Raw genomic sequence first — 19370 nt, forward strand, 5'->3', positions numbered from 1 at the left:
TTAAGCTATAGTGATGCTTGAATCCAAATAAACATCTTGAATGGTATTTAACAATTCAATTCCGTCTTTCATCGGTTTTTGAAAGGCTTTACGTCCACTTATGAGACCCATGCCTCCGGCACGTTTATTAACGATTGCTGTTATTATCGCGTCTTTTAGATCAGAACTGCCATGAGATTCACCTCCAGAGTTGATTAATCCTACACGTCCCATGTATCCATTGGCTACTTGATAGCGGCAGAGGTCGATAGGATGTTCTGAAGTCAGATCGGTATAAACTTTATCATTTGTCTTTCCAAATTTAATGGCTGTAAAACCACCGTTATTGACCGGTAATTTTTGTTTTACAATATCCGCTTTGATAGTAACTCCCAAATGATTGGCTTGTCCGGTCAAATCGGCTGCTGCATGATAATCTACGCCGTCTTTTTTAAAAGCATTATTACGTAAGTAACACCATAAAATAGTAGCCATGCCTAGTTCGTGGGCATATTCAAAAGCTTCCGCTATTTCAACCAGTTGTCTGCGGCTCTGTTCAGAACCGAAATAGATAGTGGCGCCTACTGCTACAGCCCCCATATTCCAGGCTTCTTTTACAGTGCCAAACATCACTTGGTCGTAAGAATTGGGATAAGTCAATAATTCATTGTGATTTAGTTTGACAATAAAAGGAATCTTGTGGGCGTATTTGCGAGCAACGGAACCTAATACTCCGAAAGTAGAGGCTACGCCATTACAGCCCCCCTCAATAGCGAGTTTTACAATATTTTCCGGATCAAAGTAAAGTGGATTGGGAGCAAATGAGGCTCCTGCTGTATGTTCTATGCCTTGATCTACAGGAAGAATAGATACATACCCTGTATTTGCAAGTCGCCCGTGTCCTAACAGGGCTTGAAGACTGCTTAGGGTACGAATATTGCGGTCTGATGATATCCAAGTATCATCAATGATGTTTGGAGAAGGGATATGGATTAATGATTTATCTATAGTTCTACAGGTGTGCTCTAAATAAAATGCTGCTTGGTCACCCAATAAATTTGTTATTTTACTCATACTATTTTTTTCTTTTATTGATTAATAATTCTTTATCCATAATGTTTTCTTTCTAGTATAAAGGCGTATGATTGCGCTTGAATGCATTATTGAAAACACTATTTTGATGTATTCTCCATTCTGTGATGGAGGTTTCGGACAGCGCAGGAAAATTATTTCCTGCCGTCGGGGGTGGTCTTTCCTTGATCGGCTACTGCTTCCATTAGTTTTTTTATTTCTTCCGGATCTCCCAAAAAGTAGTCTTTCTTCAAATTCAGGTCATCATCAAACTCGAACACATACGGAATAGCGGTAGGTAGATTAAGGCCTACAATTTCCTCATCCGGTATGTGTTTCAAATATTTAATAATTCCTCTGAGGCTGTTTCCATGAGCCACTACCAGCAGTTCGTTTGCTGTAGCTAGATTGGGGAAAATGATGCATTTCCAATAAGGTAATATACGTTCTACTGTTTCTTTCAGAGATTCAGTACGTGGAAGATCTTTGTCAGGAACTTCTTTATAACGGGTATCTGTTTTCGGATTGCGCGGATCGTCTTCCGATAGGGCTTTGGGGGCTACGTTAAAGCTACGGCGCCATATCAATACTTGTTCTTCTCCATATTTAGAAGCTGTTTCGCTTTTGTTTAATCCTTGCAATACGCCATAATGTTTCTCGTTTAGACGCCAACTTTTCTCTACAGGTATCCAATCTTGATCCATTTTATCTAGCACACAGTTTAATGTTTTGACTGCACGCTTTAAAAAAGAAGTGTAAGCTTTATCAAAATGAAATCCTTTTTCTTTTAAGAGTGTACCTACTTGGTTGGCATCAGCGATACCTTTTTCGGTTAAATCTACATCTGTCCATCCTGTAAAACGGTTGTCTTTGTTCCAAGTACTTTCTCCATGGCGGAGTAATACGATTCTTTTCATTTGTTCTCCTTTCTTTATTACCCGGTAATACATTTTCTGTTGGCAACAAAATTAGTTGTAGCATACATACTTATCAATACCCATTAATTATGAATTTAACAATGGAAGGCAAGGATTTGTTTCTCTTTTTATTATTTTTGTGCTTTGTAATTAACACATGCCATGAAAAGAATTAAAACAGGACTAACGGGATTTATATTAGGAGATTGGTTGGGAATGCCTTACAGGGGAAAAGGAAAAGGGACATTTAAACCTATATGGACAAAATCTTATCTTCGGGGAGATAAATGTTCAGGGAATACCTCGATGTTATATGTGCTTTGGACAGTCGTTGCAATTTGGAACTTTATCAGCAGAATTTAAGAAACTGGTATTTCAATAGAAAGTATACAGGAGAAAACATTGAGTTTGATATTGATCAGGTGACCCAAAAAGCAATCATGAAAAATTTCAGGGGAGTGTCTTCGGATTCTAATAGTGGCAACCGCAGTTTGATGGGGTGTTGTGTTTTGGCTTTTTCTCCTTTATCTAAAGAGGAGATTTTTTCTTTTATTAAGATCACTCATAATAGTCGTTATAGCTTTAAGTATACTTGGTTTTTTATTGAGTTCATTCGTTGCCTGTTGGAATATGAAGATAAAGAACAGGCATTACAGCAGGCTGAGCAGAGATGTGATGTGGAGGTTAACAGGCAAAATCTTTGTAATGGAAGCTTTGTTGTAGATACGGTGGAATCAGTGGTCAATTGGTTTATGGCAGGAAATAGTTATAAGGAGTGCGTATTTTCGGCTATAAACTCAGGTAAGTCAAGTGATGCGGTAGGAGCATTGACAGGTTTGCTGGCGGGAATATATTATGGATTAGAATTAAAGAATGGAGTGAAGGGGTTTGAAACAATGGAATCTTATATTGATTCATTTATCCAGTACCTTAATCCCACTCTTTAAATTCCAATGAAAGTTGTTCCCATTGTTTTTTTATTTCTTCTTTTTCTTCTTTTGGATTAGATATGGATAGTCCGATAAGGCGGATGGGGTGGCTTTCATAATCAATTTCTTTCAGTAATTTTTTTGCTAACGGAAGAATTTTATCCATACTTGTCAGTTCACTGTTTTGAGTGATGCTGCGGGTTATTTGGCTAAAGTCATGGAACTTTATTTTTAAAGTAAGTGTGTTACCGCTGAAATTAGTGCGTTTCAGTCTTTCTAGCAATTCGGTAACTACATGATATAGTTCAATGATGGCGGAAGAATGAAGAGAAATGTCTTTTTCCAATGTATGTTCGCATCCTACGGACTTACGGATTCTTATGGGTTCTACAGGACGGAGGTCAATGCCTCGTGCGAAATCGTAATACAGATTACCTGCTTTACCAAACTGCCGGGTAAGCATTTCTAAAGTGCAGGCTTGTAATTGGGTACCATTATGAATCCCTAATGTGTGCATTTTTTGGGCTGTTACCGGACCTACTCCCCAAAAAGATTCGATGGGAAGGTGGGCGATGAAATCCAATGCTTGGTTGGGATGTATTGTACATAATCCGTCGGGTTTGCGGTAATCCGATGCTATTTTGGCTAGAAACTTGTTATAAGAGACCCCGGCTGAAGCTATCAATCCCAATTCTTTGCGAATACGCTTTTTAATATCTTTGGCTATATCTATAGCAAGTGAAAAGCCTGCTTTATTTTCAGTTACATCCAGAAAAGCTTCGTCTAGTGACAGAGGCTCTATGATATCTGTATAGGTATGAAAAATATCATGTATCTGCTGGGATACAGTTTTATATACATTCATTCGCCCCGGAACAAAAATCAGTTCTGGGCAAAGTCTTTTGGCTTTTTGTGATGACATGGCGGAACGTACTCCGTAACGGCGGGCTTCGTAACTGGCAGCAGCTACCACACCTCGTTCTTCAGCGTGTCCCACAGCAAGCGGTTTTCCACATAATTCGGGGTTGTCACGTTGTTCTACCGATGCGTAGAATGCATCCATATCGATATGTATTATTTTGCGTTCGGACATCTTCATGAAATTTGTAGAGCAAAGGTATGAAAAAGGTTTTTGGTTGATGAACTCTTTAACAGCTTTATTTGTTATATTTTCATTAATATTATTTCTGTATAACGAGTATGAGAAAGGCACGTAAAAACTACTTTATTTACTTGATGATGCTATTGATATTCGGAGGGTTGATTTATACCGCTATAGCAGGTGGTGAGCGTTTTTTGCATTTGTCATCTATAAAGCCAGCGACAGCAGGTGATGATGCTTTTACTATGTTTAAAACTATATTACTTGATAATCTGGAGCATCCTTTTTCCATTTTACTCATTCAAATTATAGTTGTATTGATTGCGGTTCGTATTTTTGCGTCTGCATTCCGCTATATAGGGCAACCGGGAGTGATAGGTGAGATAGTGGCAGGAATTGTCTTGGGGCCTTCCCTGCTGGGATCTCTTTATCCTGAGTTTTTCGGCTTTTTGTTTCAACCGGATTCTTTGACTAATCTGGAACTTATCAGTCAGTTAGGGTTGGTACTATTTATGTTTGTTATTGGAATGGAGGTTGATTTCGGAGTATTGAAAAATAAGATAAATGAAACATTAGTTATTAGTCATGCAGGAATTTTGGTACCTTTCTTCTTGGGAATGTTGGCTTCTTACTGGGTATATGAGGAATATGCTTCCCAGCAAACAGCATTTCTTCCATTTGCTTTATTTATTGGTATATCTATGAGTATTACCGCTTTTCCGGTTTTGGCCCGTATTATTCAAGAACGGAATATGACACGGAAACCTGTAGGAATTCTTACGATAGCATCTGCAGCCAATGATGATGTGACAGCTTGGTGTTTGTTGGCGGTTGTCATTGCTATTACAAAAGCAGGAACGTTGGGAGGTGCTTTGTATACAGTTCTTCTTACATTTGTCTATATAGCTGTGATGTTTGTTGTTGTTCGTCCGTTTTTAAAGAAAATCGGTACACTTTATTCCAATAAAGAAGTTATAAACAAGACCTTTGTCAGTTTTATTTTTTTGGTTTTGATTGTATCGGCGGCTATTACGGAAATTTTGGGGATTCATGCTTTGTTTGGTGCTTTTATGGCGGGTGTAGTCATGCCTTCTAATTTTGGTTTCCGTAAGGTAATGATGGAGAAGGTTGAGGATATAGCATTGGTTTTTTTTCTACCGTTATTTTTTGCTTTTACAGGATTACGCACACAGATAGGATTAATTAATACGCCGGAATTATGGTGTGTATGCCTGTTATTGATTACTGTAGCGGTTGTCGGAAAATTTGGTGGATGTGCTGTGGCCTCCCGTTTGGTGGGTGAGTCTTGGAAAGATAGTTTCACCATAGGTACTTTGATGAATACCCGTGGATTGATGGAATTGGTGGCATTGAATATCGGTTATGAGTTGGGGGTACTTCCTCCATCTATCTTTGTTATTCTTATCATAATGGCTTTGGTTACGACTTTTATGACGACACCTTTATTAAATTTAGTCGAATGGGGCTTTGCAGTAAGAGAACAAAAAACGGTTTTGCAACGAAAATTGCTTTTGTTCTTTGGACGTCCCGAAACAGGTGGTAAGCTATTATCGGTATACAAATTACTCTTTGGAAAACAACTTTCTTATCATCAGGTAATTGCAGCTCATTATACAACGGGTACCGATGTGAATCCTACTAGTGTTGAGCAATTTTTTGAAGAAAGTTTTATTCCTGTTGATAAACAGGCAGAGCACTTGAATATACATATAGAGAAGCGTTATAGAGTAACTGATAATTTGGTATCTGATATGATTTCCACTGTAGAAGCGGAGTCACCGGATATTTTGTTGTTAGGCGCAGGGCCTCGCTTTATGACTGACGGTGAAAAGTCGATGACTTCTTTTTTTGGTTTGTTTCGTAAAAAAGTGGATGATGTGTTAGAGCATGCTTCTTGTCCTGTTGCTATCTTTGTAAATCGTGACTATCGTAATGGAGATGAAGTGGCTGTATTGATAAATGGAAGTATGGATAGTTTTCTTTTCACTTATGTGCGTCGTTTATTGGAAGATGGAGGGAGTTTTATTCATTTATATTATTTCAGCAGTGGAAGTGAAGAATATGTAGGACAAATATATAAGATAAATAAGCAGTATGCAAATAGGGTACATCTGTATCCTTTGGTTGAAATAGAGGATTTGGTATTGCCGATAATTCATGGATTGCTTATTTTAAGCTATGATACTTGTGTGGGGATTGCTGCCAATGAAAAAGTCTTTAAAGCGCTTCCTTCTTTATTGGTCATGAAGGATGCATCTTAAAAAGAAACTGAGCCGTTTTCAACCATCCCGCCAAACTGGGGTCAACGTAAAATCCTGAGGGGTATATCCGATAAAATCCTATCTTTGTGTGAAACAAACGAATCATCAGCGATTATGGAAACTAACGGTTACCGTCTCCTTCTTCCCGAAGGTACCTTGGATTATTTCAACATTTCCGATGTAAAGGAAAGCAGTAGTGAAATCGTGATTTACCTGGAAGAGAAAAATGAGCTTCCCGGTGAATATTCGACTGTCAAAGTGGAAAGCAAAGGCTTCTACGACCCTGTAGTAGTCCGGGACTTCCCCATCCGTGGCAAGAATCTTTTCCTGAATATCCGCCGGCGCCGGTGGATTTTGAAAGACGAGGGGCGTTACGTAAGCCGTAACTGGAAACTGGTAGCGGAAGGCAGCCGTATGACGCATGAGTTTGCGTCTTTTTTAAAAGAATTATATTGATACGCTTCCTGTCAGTTGTAAGCTGCTGGGAACCCTGTTCGGTGTGGACAGTGAGCTTCTTGAACGTCAATACCGCAACCACTTGAGCGGTTATCTGAAATGGGAGTCTCTTCCTCATGCCGGGGACTGGCTTCTCTTTGAGAAGAATATAGGGGCCTATGTGGGTATAGATGAAGTCTGCCTTTCGCGTGGTGAGCTCTATACTATCCTCATAAACAAGGAAAAGACAGGCCGTTCAGGCAGCATCATCGCCATTGTAAAAGGTACAGATGTAAGGAGTGTCACCTCCGTATTGCTCCGTCTCTCCCGGCGCAGACGGTTTCAGGTAAGGGAAATCACTATGGATATGGCTCCTAATATGGAACAGATCGCCCGTGTCTGCTTTCCTGCGGCACGCCGTGTTACTGACCGTTTCCATGTGCAGAAGCTGGCTTTTGAAGCTTTACAGGAAATGCGCGTGAAGGCACGCTGGGAGGCTTTGGACAAGGAATCAATACAGATCGCATACGCAAAGGCGTGCGGGAAGATATACCATGCCCCGACCTTTGAGAACGGGGATTCGCGCAAGCAATTGCTCGCCCGCAGTATCTATCTGCTGTATAAAAAAGAGTCATTATGGACTGAATCCCAACGCATACGTGCCGGTATCCTCTTCAGGGAATATCCCGACCTGAAGAAGGCATACTATCTTTCCATGAGGCTCGGGTTGATATATCACCAGTGCAAGCACAAGGACACCGCTCTGACAAGACTTGCCAGATGGTATGACGAAGTTGAAAAGTCCGGCTTTCTTGCGTTCGGAAGGGTAATACGTTCCATACAGACACATTATCTGGAAATCGTCAACTTTTTCGACAGGCGTTCCACCAACGCAGCTTCCGAATCGTTCAATGCCAAAATCAAGGACTTCAGAACACAGTTCAGAGGAGTAAAGGACAGGACTTTCTTTCTATTCAGACTGACTAAAATTTATGCTTAATCTATGAATCCCTCAGGTTTTTACGTTGACCCCCAAACTGCCATAGTTACGAGAATTGTCTAAAAAGCAAAAAGCATTGACAATCATCAGATTATCAATGCTTTCTTCCAGTCGGGGTGACTGGATTCGAACCAGCGACCACACGCCCCCCAGACGCGTACTCTAACCGGGCTGAGCTACACCCCGAATTGCGGATGCAAAGGTAGTGCTTTATTTTTAATCTGCAAATAAATCGCTGTAAAAATACAAGTGAGCATCTTCTATGATTATCGTATATAGCTTGTTATTAATGCAATATGGTCATATTAAAAACTATTATTTAGACAATATTCAAAATAACTCCAAGACTGTTTCGGAGGCTGTTTAGTATCCTACATAGTACAAAATATATGCAGAAAGCCTCGACTTATAGCAATAAAGAGTTTCAAATCATCCCGGAACCTTAATCAAACCTTAATCGAAAAACAGGATGCACAATTAGGATGCAAACAGATTATAAAGTTAATGTAGGTTAAAGTCTGTCCCAATTTCGCAATGTTTTAAGGAACCTTCCTTGTTGAGCTATTGCAATGATATAGTTTTAATCATCGAAATTACATATCTTTGCGATGCATCCGTTGAGGATGCCCTAAATAATTTCGTAGCTAATTTAAAATTAATTTGCTATGGCAAGATTTAAAATTACGCTCTTTAAGAGCAACATTAGAAAAGACGGAAGCTGCCCCGTCTGTTTAAGGGTAGCAAAAGAGGACAAAACAAAGTACATCGACTTACAACTGTCGGCAACGAAAGGTCAATGGGATGAACAGGCATCCCGATTTAAAAAAGACAAGCGTGTCAATCCTAACTACGAAAATTACAATGCGTTGCTGAACCGTTATGAAGTCCGGAAAGATGAAATCCTGCAAAAGTTCATGGAGGAACGGATAAACTGGACGCTTAACCAGTTCGAGGAGGAGTTTCTTGGTATGTCAAAGCAGGGCAAGGTTTACGACTACTTTATGCGACAGGTGGAAAACTTAAAAGCCACACGGCATATCGGTAACGCAAAAGTCTATGAACGTACCTTGCACATGCTGGCAAAGTATGACGACAAGATTGAGGAACGGCTGTTTTCGGAGTTGGACGTGAAGTATATCAATCGGTTTAACCTTGAAATGGAAAAAGACGGCTGTTGCGGAAACACCCGTAAATACTACCTCAAAACATTGAGGGCGGTTATAAACAAGGCGATAAAAGAACGTGAAGCCTCATTAAATACCTATCCTTTCGGTAAGGGTGGCTTTGAAATCGGTAAGCTGGCAGAGGAAACAGCCAAGCGCTACCTTTCACCACATGATTTGGAGTTGATAAAAAACTCGCCTCAACAAAATCCTGTGTTGGAGTTATCCCGTAGGGTATTCCTGTTTTCCTATTTATGTTTCGGTATGAGTTTTATAGACGAAGCCATGCTGACTAAAAACAATATCAATACTTTTGGGGCAGAGGAGCACATCGTTTACAAAAGGCAAAAGACACAAAACGCTAAAAATGTAAAGCCTATAACGATACCTGTAACTCCTGCCATAAGAGAGCAGTTGGAGTGGTTTAAGGCAAATACTACTTTGACAGGCGACTATTTGCTGCCAATAATAACAAGGGATTATGAGGGGAAGCAACTGTATGACCATATCCGCAGCCGTTACAAACGTATAAATGACGGTTTAAAGCAATTGGGCAAATTGCTTCATATCCGTATGAACCTGACCACCTATGTCAGCCGTCATACGATGGCCATGACCTTACAAGGCAATGATGTCCCCCGTGAATTTACCAGCCAAGCGTTGGGGCATCGTAATCTTACAACGACAAATGTATATTTTGACAGTTTTTCAACAAGTGTATTAGACAGAGTAGCTAAAATCCTTTAATTATGAGTATGACAATAAATATGCCTTTGGGCGACTTGATAGACAAGTCTCCCAAAGGGGAAGCCCGTTTTGCGCATGAGGAATGGTTGCGCACCTATGTAAAAAGACTGACGAAAGGTAATAAGACAAAGCTAAAACAGGCTTTAAATGAGGTAGATGAGGCTATAAACCAATGGCGGAACGGTTTCTTCATATCCACTTATGATGAAAAGTTATCAGCTGTCCGACAAGGCAAACTGAACATGGATAGTCAAGAGTTGGAAGACATCTATAACGAGGAAACCTATTTACAAAAAGAGGGCAAAACAGGTTTGGTTGCAGATTTCCTGTATGATTCCATAGCCCAATACGGCTTTATCAATGAACACCACCGTGATGCGATAGAGAGTGCATGGCTGTTTCACGACATGGAGTTTTTGCAACAGCAATGGGAATATTACGCTCTGGCTCAAATAAGGTCGTTGCGGGCAGTCATTGTTTCCATGCTGGGAACAGTACCAACGACACCTGAAACCGAACCACAGAATGCCAAAAGAGAGCCAAAACGGATAGAGGATTATCCCGAAGTGTTTGACATTACACTTTATTGTGAACTTACGAATTATGCAAAGGATACTATTTACAAGTGGACCCGTACCCGTGAAATACCTTGTCATCGTTCCGGGACAAACGGACGCAAACTTGTGTTCAAGCGTGACGAAATCGTAGCGTGGATGACTGCCCGAAAGCAGGAAACCAAGGACGAATTTATAAAACGAATGGAAAGCTAGTTGGCTGCACGGCTCCGTAAATAGTTAATATGCTTTATTATGTATAACTTTCTATATACATTCCAATCTCACAGCCATGTATGACAAAATCAAATTAATGCTATATGACCTGCCAATAGGGTACAACTGGCAAACAGTCCTGCAACGTACAGTTGACTATTTTGCCAATGGTACAGGTGGTAAGGGGTATTGGCTTGGACGTAGAGTCATAGTTATAGACACGTATGTGTCATTCGAGGGCATGTCTATGAAAACATAACCTAAAGACCTTATCATTAAAGGAAGTAGAGGGACTTATATGAGGTTAAGTAAGGATTTGGGTGTGCCCATGTATAAGGCAGTGGTGGAGTCTGCGGAGTTTGCACATAACTTTAGCATGACAGAGCCTCCTATTATGTATATGCAGAAGTTGGATGCTATGAAAGCATTTAGACCTAATGGTTGGAGTGGTACTAAATATATGGATAACGGGGAAGTGCGTTGCAAGTTTTATGACAAAATACAGGAAACGAAGAAGAAGCGTGAACTGCCTAAATATGGAAGAGAGAACTTGCCAAAGAACTTATTGAGGTATGAGGTGACATTTAGCACCAAAGGACTGAGTAGGTTGTTTGGCAGGGATATAGTAGCAGAGGAACTTTGGAGTAAACAGGTGTTTTGGACGCTGGTTGCAGAGTGGTTTGGATATTATGAGGATATGGTGAAACTGCCTAATGATTGTTGGGATGCGGATTACCGTATTTTTGAGAGCGCCAAGGACTTTGCCAAGTGGTGCATTTGTATAGCAAATGCCGACCAAAACCTGTCTTATTATGTAAAGCACGTCCTTTTTAAACTTCGGACAAATCCGCAGCCAGCCGACCGTGTCCTACGTAGGCAAATTCAAAAGAAAATCTAGGAAGCGTTGGAGTGGGGCAAAAAACATTTGGCTCTCCCTAACCTGACCTTGGAACTGACAGGCAAAATAGAACAATATCTTGCTTGGCTGTTGGAGCAGTCGGCAGACAGGATGGGCATCGCGGAGGAACGACGAATATTCAATACCGCTGTTAATCCTCTTCTTATTCAAATAAGACTTGGTAATCATCAGAGAGTGTAAACTTCACTTCCTAAGTTTATTCTTCAGATGATTACCAAGCCTTATCTTTTAAATGAGGTGTCTATTGGGCGTGCACGGCCAAAAACTTATCTAACACAATAAAAGTACTCGGTAGGATATAAAAATAATTCGCTAATATTGCGAATTGTGCAAATATGTGTTATCTTTGTGTCATCAAAGAACGGTTATATGAACGTAGAATTTGAAAAGGAATATTTGGCAGAACTTTATGAAAAAGGAAAAACTAATGATAAGAAGCATCGTTTCCAACCTCAAATAGTCAATGGTTATTTGAAGTGTGTCAAAGCTCTACTAAATGCCTCTCGAATGGAAGATTTATATCAGTATAGGTCTTTAAACTATGAAAAGTTGAAAGGTGATAAAAAAGGACTTTCTTCTTTACGCATCAATGACCAATACAGATTGGAATTTAAGGAAATCACCAATGCGGGTAATCAAACAATCATAGAAGTCTGTTCTTTGATAGACATTACAAATCATTATAAATAGGAGGAACTATGGGTATAGCAACAAATAATTTGCAGTCATTCCGTCCCTATCATCCGGGTGAATTGATAAAGGAAGAATTGGAATGTAGAGGCATAAGGCAAAAAGACTTTGCAAAGAGATTTGGCTTGTCTTATTCTGCCTTAAATGAAACATTAAATGCAAAACGTCCGATAACTACCGAATTTGCCTTGTTTTTAGAGGCGGCTTTGGGTGTCAATGCCGATTTGCTTGTAAGAATGCAAACGGATTATAATATACAGGTAGCACGAAAGAATAACTCCTTGCGTGAAAAGCTAAACAATATAAAGAAAATAGCTGCCGTGTTTTGAAAACAGTTCTTGGTATGATATTATAGAAATAAAGTTTTTAACGAGGTATTTAAGATAAGGTGGGGCAAGCTGCTCCACCCTTATTGTTTACTCCTCTAAGAGTGTAAAAAAGAGTTCCTTTGTACTCGAAAATACTTGTTTAATAGATTGAAAATCAGTAATCCAATAAAAATTAGCACAAATATTTAAATCTCGGTCATAAATTCTTCGTTATATTCATGCAACTTATAAAAAGTTTGGTATGAGAAATCAATTGTATTTGTGTTGGAATAGTTATCTTATACGTGATGCCCCTAATTGTATATCAGCGTGTTATTGTAAAATAGTTAGTGATATACATAAGTAAGTTATAATATTAAAAAATGAGATTATGGAAAACAAGGAAGTACAGGCATTAGATTCTGAATATCTTTTGTCGTTAATGAAACAGGCTAATACGGATAAGGATGCTGCATTTGAGTTAGGAAAGTAGTACATGAATGGCACAAAAATTCCTCAAGATACCCGAAGAGTACTCTTTTATTTTCAACAGGCTACAGATTTGGGGCATTCTGAGTCACAAATGATAAGTGGATATCTGTATAAAGTAGGAGCATGGGATTTGAAGCCAGACCCTTTAAAAGCTGCCGAACTCTTTGTGTGTGCGTCAATGACAAACCCCAGTGATGAAATTGTATAGTGGGAAGCTATAAATTTATTCTTATATGGTTTGGAGGAACACCTCTAAATGAATATAGAGGTGTTAGTCTGTTGGTGTTTATGAGCCAATTGGAAATTCCCTATGCAATGTATTTGTTAGGTAAGGCTCATGAAAACGGTTTATGGGGAGTGTCTAAAGACAAAGACGAGGCGATAAGATTATATCGTGAGTCTGCGAATTTAGGGTGTACTGCTGCTATGCTATTTCAGCCTTAAAAGAAGAGCCTTTTGTGGTGACTGAACAATAAGCAGAGAGGAGGTGATTATTTGCTTTACCACTTATTTAATGTATTTGGAAAATTCTTCAATGCAATAATGCAAAATCCGCATAATAAAAGGCAATAGTCGGATAAAATAAGCCAAGTTTCCCGAAAACCTTATTCGTAAGGTATCCGCAGGTAAAAAATAAGGAGTTAAGTATTTATTTAACTCCTTGATTTATATATTATTGTAATTTTATTATCGGTAATCTTATTCAATTTCCCCAGACGCGTACTCTAACCGGGCTGGGCTACATCCCGAATTGCGGATGCAAAGGTACGGCTTTTTTGTATTTGCAAATATTCTCTGTACTTTTTTACATTAAAAGTACATCTTTTTATGCAAGGTATTGATAAAACTAATAAGTCGATTCCCTATATTCAGAGGGAGACATATTGGTGTGTCTTTTAAAAAAACGACCTAAAGCAGACTGGTTCAGGAACTTAGTTCTGATTGTTATTTCCTGAATATTAAGAGAACTGTTTTTCAATAATTCTTTTATCTCCAGTAATGAATAATCTATAATCCAGTCCTTAGGAGATTTTCCACTGGTTTCTTTAACTACTTCAGACAAATATTTGGAAGAAACATGAAGTTTGTCGGCATAAAAGATAACCTCTTTATGTTCTCTGTAGTTATCCATCATTAGCGTGTAGAATCTATGTGTTAAATCTTCTTTACGTGTTGTACTTGTATTATTTCTATGATTGATATAATTTTCAAAGTCATTATATAAATCTAGGAATATAATTCTTAGCAGAGCTATAATTGCTTCTCTGGAAAAACTTTTGGGAAGTTTGCTCCGACTCTTCAGTAATGCATAATAATTCATGAAATACTGCATCTCTTGTTCCGGCAAGGGATAAAGGAAACGAGATTTCATGTAAGAGAAAAATTGAGGAGAAAAACTTCTGATAGTTTTTATTACATCATAGAAAAATGTGTTTGAAAGTGTAAAATAGTTTGTTGTGAAATTAGGACTTGTCTCTATGACTGAGACTAGCAATCCCGGCATAAAGACAAAAACATCATGTGGATGTATAGTATATTCTTGAGAATCCATTCTTATTTTAGCATTTCCTTGTATACAGATTCCAATAGTACATATAGGGGTATAAGAGGGGCAATCTGTAATGGGCAATGTTGATGCATCAGATTGCATGCAAAATTCATTCTCTAATATATCTTCTCTATTCTTTTCAAATTCCTTATATAACATTTATACCAACCAATTATAGTGCAAAAATAGGATTTCTGAAGCATTGAAAAGTTGATCAATGGTGTTTAGGAACAATTTTACGGAAAAAAAGCACTTTGTATTTGTCTTTTTTAAATGATAAGCTTGGTTTTTTAACTAATATATCATAAATACTCTAATTTCTTGATTGTTAAAAGTTTGTCTGAGCATAATTGGGGATAAATAAAAGATGTTTTTTATTGTATCGGACAGATGGAAAGATTGTACAATCTTTCCATCTGTTTAAAGGGGGATCAGCAACCCATGGATTCACGATAAAAATCCAGCATTTCAAAAATTTCGTCTTTACTTGCCGATTGGTTAATCTGTATATCTCCTATTTCAGTTAATAGGGTGAAATTAATGATGCCTGCTGAGTTCTTCTTATCATGTTTCATGAATTCATAGAGGCGTTCATATTGTTTGCAATCAAAAGGCATAACTCCATAATGTTCTTTGATGAACAAGATGGTTTGACGTAGCTTGTCTTTGGGAAAACCTGTTTTGATGTGGGAGAAATAAAGTTCACAAACTATCCCCCATGCCACAGCGTAACCATGTAATATAGGATGCTGTGTCTCTAATGCCAGACTTTCGAAAGCATGCCCTACGGTGTGTCCCAGATTTAAAGCTTTGCGGATTCCTCTTTCAAAAGGGTCCTGTTCCACTATATTTTCTTTAATCTGTACAGATTTTCCGACTAAAGTCTGTAAGACCTTGTAATCTATATTGTTGAAGTCAAATCTCAGCAATTCTATCCAATGATCATGGGTGCTGATAAGACCATGTTTCAACATTTCAGCGTATCCGGACAATAGATTTCGAAGATCCAGTGATTTTAGAAAATCAGCGTCAATCAATACACTTTCGGCAGGGGAGAAGACTCCGATCTCATTCTTTAATCCGTTGAAATTGATTCCGGTCTTGCCTCCTACAGATGCATCAACCATAGCCAGTAGCGTGGTAGGAATATTGATATATTTGATCCCTCGTTTGAAAGTTGATGCGGCGAATCCTCCTAAATCTGTAACCATCCCTCCACCTAAATTGATAAGTAACGAATGACGGCTTGCGCCTTTATCTCCCAACTCTTTCCATACATATGCCAATGTTTCCAAGTTTTTGTGCACATCTTCGGCCCCTATATAAATAAAATGGGCATTTTTAATACAATCAAATCCAGATAAAACAGGAATGCAAAGTTTACGCGTATGTTCATCAGCCAAGACAAATAATTTGTCATGTGGGCATTGGGTTATTGCCTTATTGAGATTTTCTTCTAAGTTATGGCAGATAATAACTTCTTGTTTACTCATATTTTCTATTATTTGCCTGCAAATTTAGGTAAAAAAGCAAAAAGATGACCGTTCTTTGCTTACAAATAATTACTTTTGTACGTTAAAATATAAAATAATGAAAGGAATTTTACCGGTTTATTGTAGGACGATGGGATATGTTGTTCTGTTGTTGTCTGTTTTCGTACCGTTGCTCATGTTTATGTTTGGCATGATAAATGATAGTAACTTGTTGTTTACAAAGGCTTCTATCAAGTTACTTATCTGGTTTTCTCTGTTTATGATCTTCTTGGCAAAAGTGAAGGATGAGAATGAGAAGATTTCCCGAATACGTGTCAAGGCTATTTGTTATGCTATTTATTTGCTGGGCATTTATTATATTGTAATGTTGGTCAGAGGAGTATATAATGGAAATCTGGAAGAAGCGGATAATTCCATTGCTATAGTTTATATGGCTTTTAATGTTATTTGTCTGGAATTTGGCGTACAAAAAAGCCGGGTTGACCGATTATTTAAGAAATAAATACATTTTTCCGTTAAACCTTTTGTTGACAAGAGTGTCCAAAGGACATTAGGCATTAAAATTTCAAGGAAAAAAATGAAGAAGTTAATATTATTGTTGTTACTGGTATGTACCTGTGCAACTCTCTCTTGGGCGCAAAGTGGCAAGCGCATAACCGTGACGGGATCTGTGATTGATGGTGATGATAAAAGCCCGGTTGGACAAGCTACCGTACAATTACTTTCTCTACCCGATAGTACAATGGTGGTAGGAAATGTTACCAATAACAACGGAGTATTCTCTATTGCCGCCCGTCCGGGAAAATATGTACTTAAAATTTCATTTGTAGGTTATCTTACTCAGGAAAAATCTTTGCAGCTGACAGCTGGTAAACCGAGCGTTAATATTGGAACGGTCACTTTACCTACCGATGCTATCATGTTGGGTGAGGCAGTTATTGTAGCCGAGGCTCCGCAAGTAACCATTTCAGAAGATACTATTGGTTATAATGCTTCTGCTTATCGTACTCCTGAGGGGGCAATGTTGGAAGAGTTGGTGAAAAAACTTCCGGGAGCAGAAATAGATGACGATGGTAATATCAAAATCAATGGTAAGGAAGTAAAAAAGATTATGGTAGACGGCAAAGAGTTTTTTGGTGGCGATGTGAAGACCGGTTTGAAGAATCTGCCAGTCGATATGGTGGAAAAACTGAAAACATATGATAAGAAGTCCGATTTGGCACGCATTACGGGTATTGATGATGGTGAGGAGGAAACAGTGCTCGATTTGACGGTAAAGAAGGGGATGAATCAGGGTTGGTTTGGAAATGTGGATTTGGCGGCCGGTACGGAAGACCGTTATGCGGGAAGAGCTATGATTAACCGTTTTTATGATAAAACTCAATTCTCTATTATTGGTTCCGCCAATAATGTGAATGATCAGGGATTTTCGGGAGGAGGACCTCGTTGGAGGCGTAACAATGGATTGAACGCAACTAAAATGCTAGGAGCGAATTTTGCTACAGAAACAGAAAAAATGGAAGTGGGAGGTAGCATGCGTTACAACTATCGTGATGCGGATGTAGTAACAGTAGGATCTTCACAGCGTTTTTTGCAGTCGGGGGATTCTTATTCCAATTCAAACAAAGCCGATCGTAATAAAGTGACTGATTTCAATGCGGATTTTCGTATGGAATGGCGTCCCGATTCAATGACCAATATTATTTTTCGGCCGAATGTTTCTTATAATAAAACAAAAGGGACTTCGGCAACAGAATCAGGAACTTTTAATGAGGACCCTTACCAATATGTGGTAAATCCCAATGATTATCTGAACTTTAACAATATAGGTACCGATGACCCGTTAAGGGATACTCGTATTAATGCTACCAATGAACACAATTTGTCAAAATCAAATAGTTTGTCGGCTAATGCAACTTTACAGCTGAATCGGAAACTGAATGATAAAGGACGTAATATTACATTCCGTGGTTCGTTTGGATATGGAGATGATGACAGCGATCAGTATGCTCAATCGGAAACCCGTTATTATCAGATAAAGAATTATTTAGGAGGGGACTCCATTGAATATCGTAATCAATACATTACGATGCCTACTAAAAATTATAATTATACAGCACAATTTACTTATAGCGAACCTATAGCACGGGCTACTTTCCTGCAATTTAGTTATAGATTCCAATATAAGAATAGCAAGAGTGATAAATCGACATATGATTTGGGGTATCCTTGGAATATAAATGACGGATTACCCGAAGACTATGAAACTGCTTATGTAGATAGCTTGAGTAAGGATGCTGAATATAAATACTTTAATCATGATATCTCTTTAGGACTACGATTTATCCGGGAGAAATATCAGTTGAGTGCCGGCATGTCCTTACAGCCTCAAAATACGAAATTGTCCTATAAGAAGGGAGATTACATGACTGATACCACAAGAACGGTATTCAATTTTGCTCCGAATCTGGATTTTCGTTATCGCTTCTCTAAGGTAAGTCAGCTGCGTATCACTTATCGTGGGCGTAGTAGTCAGCCTAGTATGGAAAACCTGCTGCCGATTGTCGATAATTCCAATCCGTTGAATATCCGTGTGGGTAATCCTGGTTTGAAGCCTTCGTTTGCCCATACCATGCGTTTGTTTTATAACACTTATAATGCCGAGAAACAGCGTGGGATAATGACCCATGTAAATTTCACTGCTACTCAGAATAGTATCAGTAATAGTACGATATATGATGAGAATACGGGTGGTACTACTTCAACTCCTCAGAATATCAATGGAAACTGGAATGCGTTTGGTATGTTCGGTTTTAATTCGGCTTTGAAGAATAAAAAGTTTACTATAAATTCTTTTTCTCGTGTTAACTACCGGAATCAAGTAGCGTTCTTATACAATAAGGAAACATTGCATGATGATAAGAATACGACTACCGGCTTGACTTTGGCGGAGAATCTGAATGGGTCCTATCGGAATGACTGGTTTGAATTTTCATTGAATGGTTCTATTGAATATACAGCGGAACGTAGCAAGCTGCGTCCTGAAAAGAACCAAAATCCTTATACATTCTCATATGGAGCGAGTACCAATGTCACTCTACCATGGCAGATGACATTGTCTACTAATATCACCAACCAGTCCCGTAGAGGATATGATGATGCCAGTTTGAACAATAATGAACTGATTTGGAATGCCCAAATAGCACAAAGTTTATTGAAGGGAGCAGCAACTGTTAGTTTTGAAATGTATGACATTTTAAAACAACAGAGCAATATCAGCCGTTCTTTGACTGCAGATGTACGTTCGGTTACCGAATACAACAGTATCAATAGTTACTGTATGGTGCATTTTATCTATCGTCTGAATATTTTTGGAAGTAAAGCCGCTCGTGACAAGATGATGAATAGCCATAGGGGATTCGGTGGTCCCGGTTTTGGTCCCGGTCCAGGAAGACATGGCCGGCGTCCTTTTTAAATGAAACTATATCTTAATCTTTTCCCAATCTATATTGTTATAGGTTGGG

The 19370-nt window shown here is 38.7% G+C and carries 21 protein-coding genes and 1 tRNA gene; 16 read left to right on the forward strand and 6 right to left on the reverse strand.

Going from position 1 to position 19370, the window contains the following annotated elements; all coding sequences use genetic code 11:
- Positions 1-1053 carry a class I fructose-bisphosphate aldolase gene (locus GKD17_RS03065; RefSeq protein WP_007836337.1) on the reverse strand — a complete coding sequence of 351 codons (1053 nt, stop codon included), beginning with the start codon at positions 1051-1053 and terminating at the stop codon, positions 1-3.
- Positions 1054-1205: 152 nt separating this feature from the next.
- Entirely contained in the window at positions 1206-1967 is a 762-nt protein-coding gene (gene gpmA / locus GKD17_RS03070) for a 2,3-diphosphoglycerate-dependent phosphoglycerate mutase (protein WP_032936424.1), read from the reverse strand.
- A gap of 162 nt (positions 1968-2129) precedes the next feature.
- Between gpmA and GKD17_RS23135 the strand changes: the two genes are divergently transcribed.
- The gene (locus GKD17_RS23135; protein ID WP_007836334.1) at positions 2130-2330 is read left to right on the forward strand and encodes a hypothetical protein; all 201 of its coding nucleotides are present in this window, start codon (positions 2130-2132) and stop codon (positions 2328-2330) included.
- Positions 2306-2914 carry an ADP-ribosylglycohydrolase family protein gene (locus GKD17_RS03075; protein ID WP_235778242.1) on the forward strand — a complete coding sequence of 203 codons (609 nt, stop codon included), beginning with the start codon at positions 2306-2308 and terminating at the stop codon, positions 2912-2914. The genes GKD17_RS23135 and GKD17_RS03075 overlap by 25 nt, the downstream gene beginning before the upstream one ends.
- Here GKD17_RS03075 and dinB read toward each other — a convergent pair.
- Entirely contained in the window at positions 2898-3989 is a 1092-nt protein-coding gene (gene dinB / locus GKD17_RS03080) for a DNA polymerase IV (RefSeq protein WP_008656253.1), read from the reverse strand. The two genes, GKD17_RS03075 and dinB, sit on opposite strands and share 17 nt — an antisense overlap.
- Positions 3990-4096: 107 nt before the next feature.
- Between dinB and GKD17_RS03085 the strand changes: the two genes are divergently transcribed.
- From GKD17_RS03085 to GKD17_RS03095, 3 genes are all read left to right on the forward strand, one after another.
- Positions 4097-6280 (forward strand): cation:proton antiporter, encoded by a 2184-nt coding sequence (locus tag GKD17_RS03085; protein WP_007836324.1) that lies wholly within the window; start codon positions 4097-4099, stop codon positions 6278-6280.
- A gap of 114 nt (positions 6281-6394) precedes the next feature.
- Positions 6395-6736: an ISAon1 family transposase N-terminal region protein gene (locus GKD17_RS03090; protein WP_007843962.1), complete on the forward strand. Its 342-nt coding sequence runs from the start codon at positions 6395-6397 to the stop codon at positions 6734-6736.
- 25 nt (positions 6737-6761) lie between these two features.
- Positions 6762-7715, forward strand: coding sequence for an ISAon1 family transposase (locus GKD17_RS03095; RefSeq protein ID WP_458693040.1), 954 nt, complete (start codon positions 6762-6764; stop codon positions 7713-7715).
- Between the two features lie 111 nt (positions 7716-7826).
- Here the strand turns inward: GKD17_RS03095 and GKD17_RS03100 are convergent.
- Positions 7827-7901 (reverse strand) — tRNA-Pro (locus GKD17_RS03100).
- Between the two features lie 479 nt (positions 7902-8380).
- Between GKD17_RS03100 and GKD17_RS03105 the strand changes: the two genes are divergently transcribed.
- From GKD17_RS03105 to GKD17_RS23140, 9 genes are all read left to right on the forward strand, one after another.
- The gene (locus GKD17_RS03105; protein ID WP_007836322.1) at positions 8381-9625 is read left to right on the forward strand and encodes a site-specific integrase; all 1245 of its coding nucleotides are present in this window, start codon (positions 8381-8383) and stop codon (positions 9623-9625) included.
- 2 nt (positions 9626-9627) lie between these two features.
- Positions 9628-10395 (forward strand): helix-turn-helix domain-containing protein, encoded by a 768-nt coding sequence (locus GKD17_RS03110; protein WP_007836317.1) that lies wholly within the window; start codon positions 9628-9630, stop codon positions 10393-10395.
- A 76-nt stretch (positions 10396-10471) separates the two neighbouring features.
- On the forward strand, positions 10472-10654 hold the full coding sequence (locus GKD17_RS03115; protein ID WP_007836314.1) for a hypothetical protein: 183 nt from the start codon (positions 10472-10474) through the stop codon (positions 10652-10654).
- 39 nt (positions 10655-10693) lie between these two features.
- Positions 10694-11293, forward strand: a complete 600-nt coding sequence (locus GKD17_RS03120; protein ID WP_007836312.1) for a hypothetical protein — start codon at positions 10694-10696, stop codon at positions 11291-11293.
- Positions 11294-11320: 27 nt separating this feature from the next.
- Positions 11321-11494 carry a hypothetical protein gene (locus GKD17_RS03125; RefSeq protein WP_227191524.1) on the forward strand — a complete coding sequence of 58 codons (174 nt, stop codon included), beginning with the start codon at positions 11321-11323 and terminating at the stop codon, positions 11492-11494.
- A gap of 189 nt (positions 11495-11683) precedes the next feature.
- Positions 11684-12004: a type II toxin-antitoxin system RelE/ParE family toxin gene (locus GKD17_RS03130; RefSeq protein ID WP_007836308.1), complete on the forward strand. Its 321-nt coding sequence runs from the start codon at positions 11684-11686 to the stop codon at positions 12002-12004.
- Between the two features lie 8 nt (positions 12005-12012).
- Entirely contained in the window at positions 12013-12333 is a 321-nt protein-coding gene (locus tag GKD17_RS03135; RefSeq protein ID WP_007836307.1) for a HigA family addiction module antitoxin, read from the forward strand.
- Between the two features lie 475 nt (positions 12334-12808).
- Positions 12809-13012, forward strand: a complete 204-nt coding sequence (locus GKD17_RS03140; protein WP_007836306.1) for an SEL1-like repeat protein — start codon at positions 12809-12811, stop codon at positions 13010-13012.
- Positions 13013-13119: 107 nt separating this feature from the next.
- Positions 13120-13248, forward strand: coding sequence for an SEL1-like repeat protein (locus tag GKD17_RS23140; protein ID WP_227191478.1), 129 nt, complete (start codon positions 13120-13122; stop codon positions 13246-13248).
- A gap of 403 nt (positions 13249-13651) precedes the next feature.
- On the opposite strand, the gene GKD17_RS03150 is transcribed toward GKD17_RS23140, so the two are convergent.
- Together GKD17_RS03150 and aroB are read right to left on the reverse strand one after the other, a co-directional pair.
- Positions 13652-14512 (reverse strand): AraC family transcriptional regulator, encoded by an 861-nt coding sequence (locus GKD17_RS03150; protein ID WP_007836303.1) that lies wholly within the window; start codon positions 14510-14512, stop codon positions 13652-13654.
- 272 nt (positions 14513-14784) lie between these two features.
- Positions 14785-15846 carry a 3-dehydroquinate synthase gene (gene aroB, locus GKD17_RS03155; RefSeq protein ID WP_007836297.1) on the reverse strand — a complete coding sequence of 354 codons (1062 nt, stop codon included), beginning with the start codon at positions 15844-15846 and terminating at the stop codon, positions 14785-14787.
- A 97-nt stretch (positions 15847-15943) separates the two neighbouring features.
- Between aroB and GKD17_RS03160 the strand changes: the two genes are divergently transcribed.
- Both GKD17_RS03160 and GKD17_RS03165 read left to right on the forward strand, forming a co-directional pair.
- Positions 15944-16348 carry a hypothetical protein gene (locus GKD17_RS03160; RefSeq protein ID WP_007845871.1) on the forward strand — a complete coding sequence of 135 codons (405 nt, stop codon included), beginning with the start codon at positions 15944-15946 and terminating at the stop codon, positions 16346-16348.
- A gap of 75 nt (positions 16349-16423) precedes the next feature.
- A complete protein-coding gene (locus GKD17_RS03165; RefSeq protein WP_007836292.1) occupies positions 16424-19321 on the forward strand; it encodes a TonB-dependent receptor in 2898 nt (965 codons plus the stop codon).
- Positions 19322-19370: the final 49 nt, after the last annotated feature.

It is taken from the genome of Phocaeicola dorei (assembly GCF_013009555.1).
GTDB lineage: Bacteria > Bacteroidota > Bacteroidia > Bacteroidales > Bacteroidaceae > Phocaeicola > Phocaeicola dorei.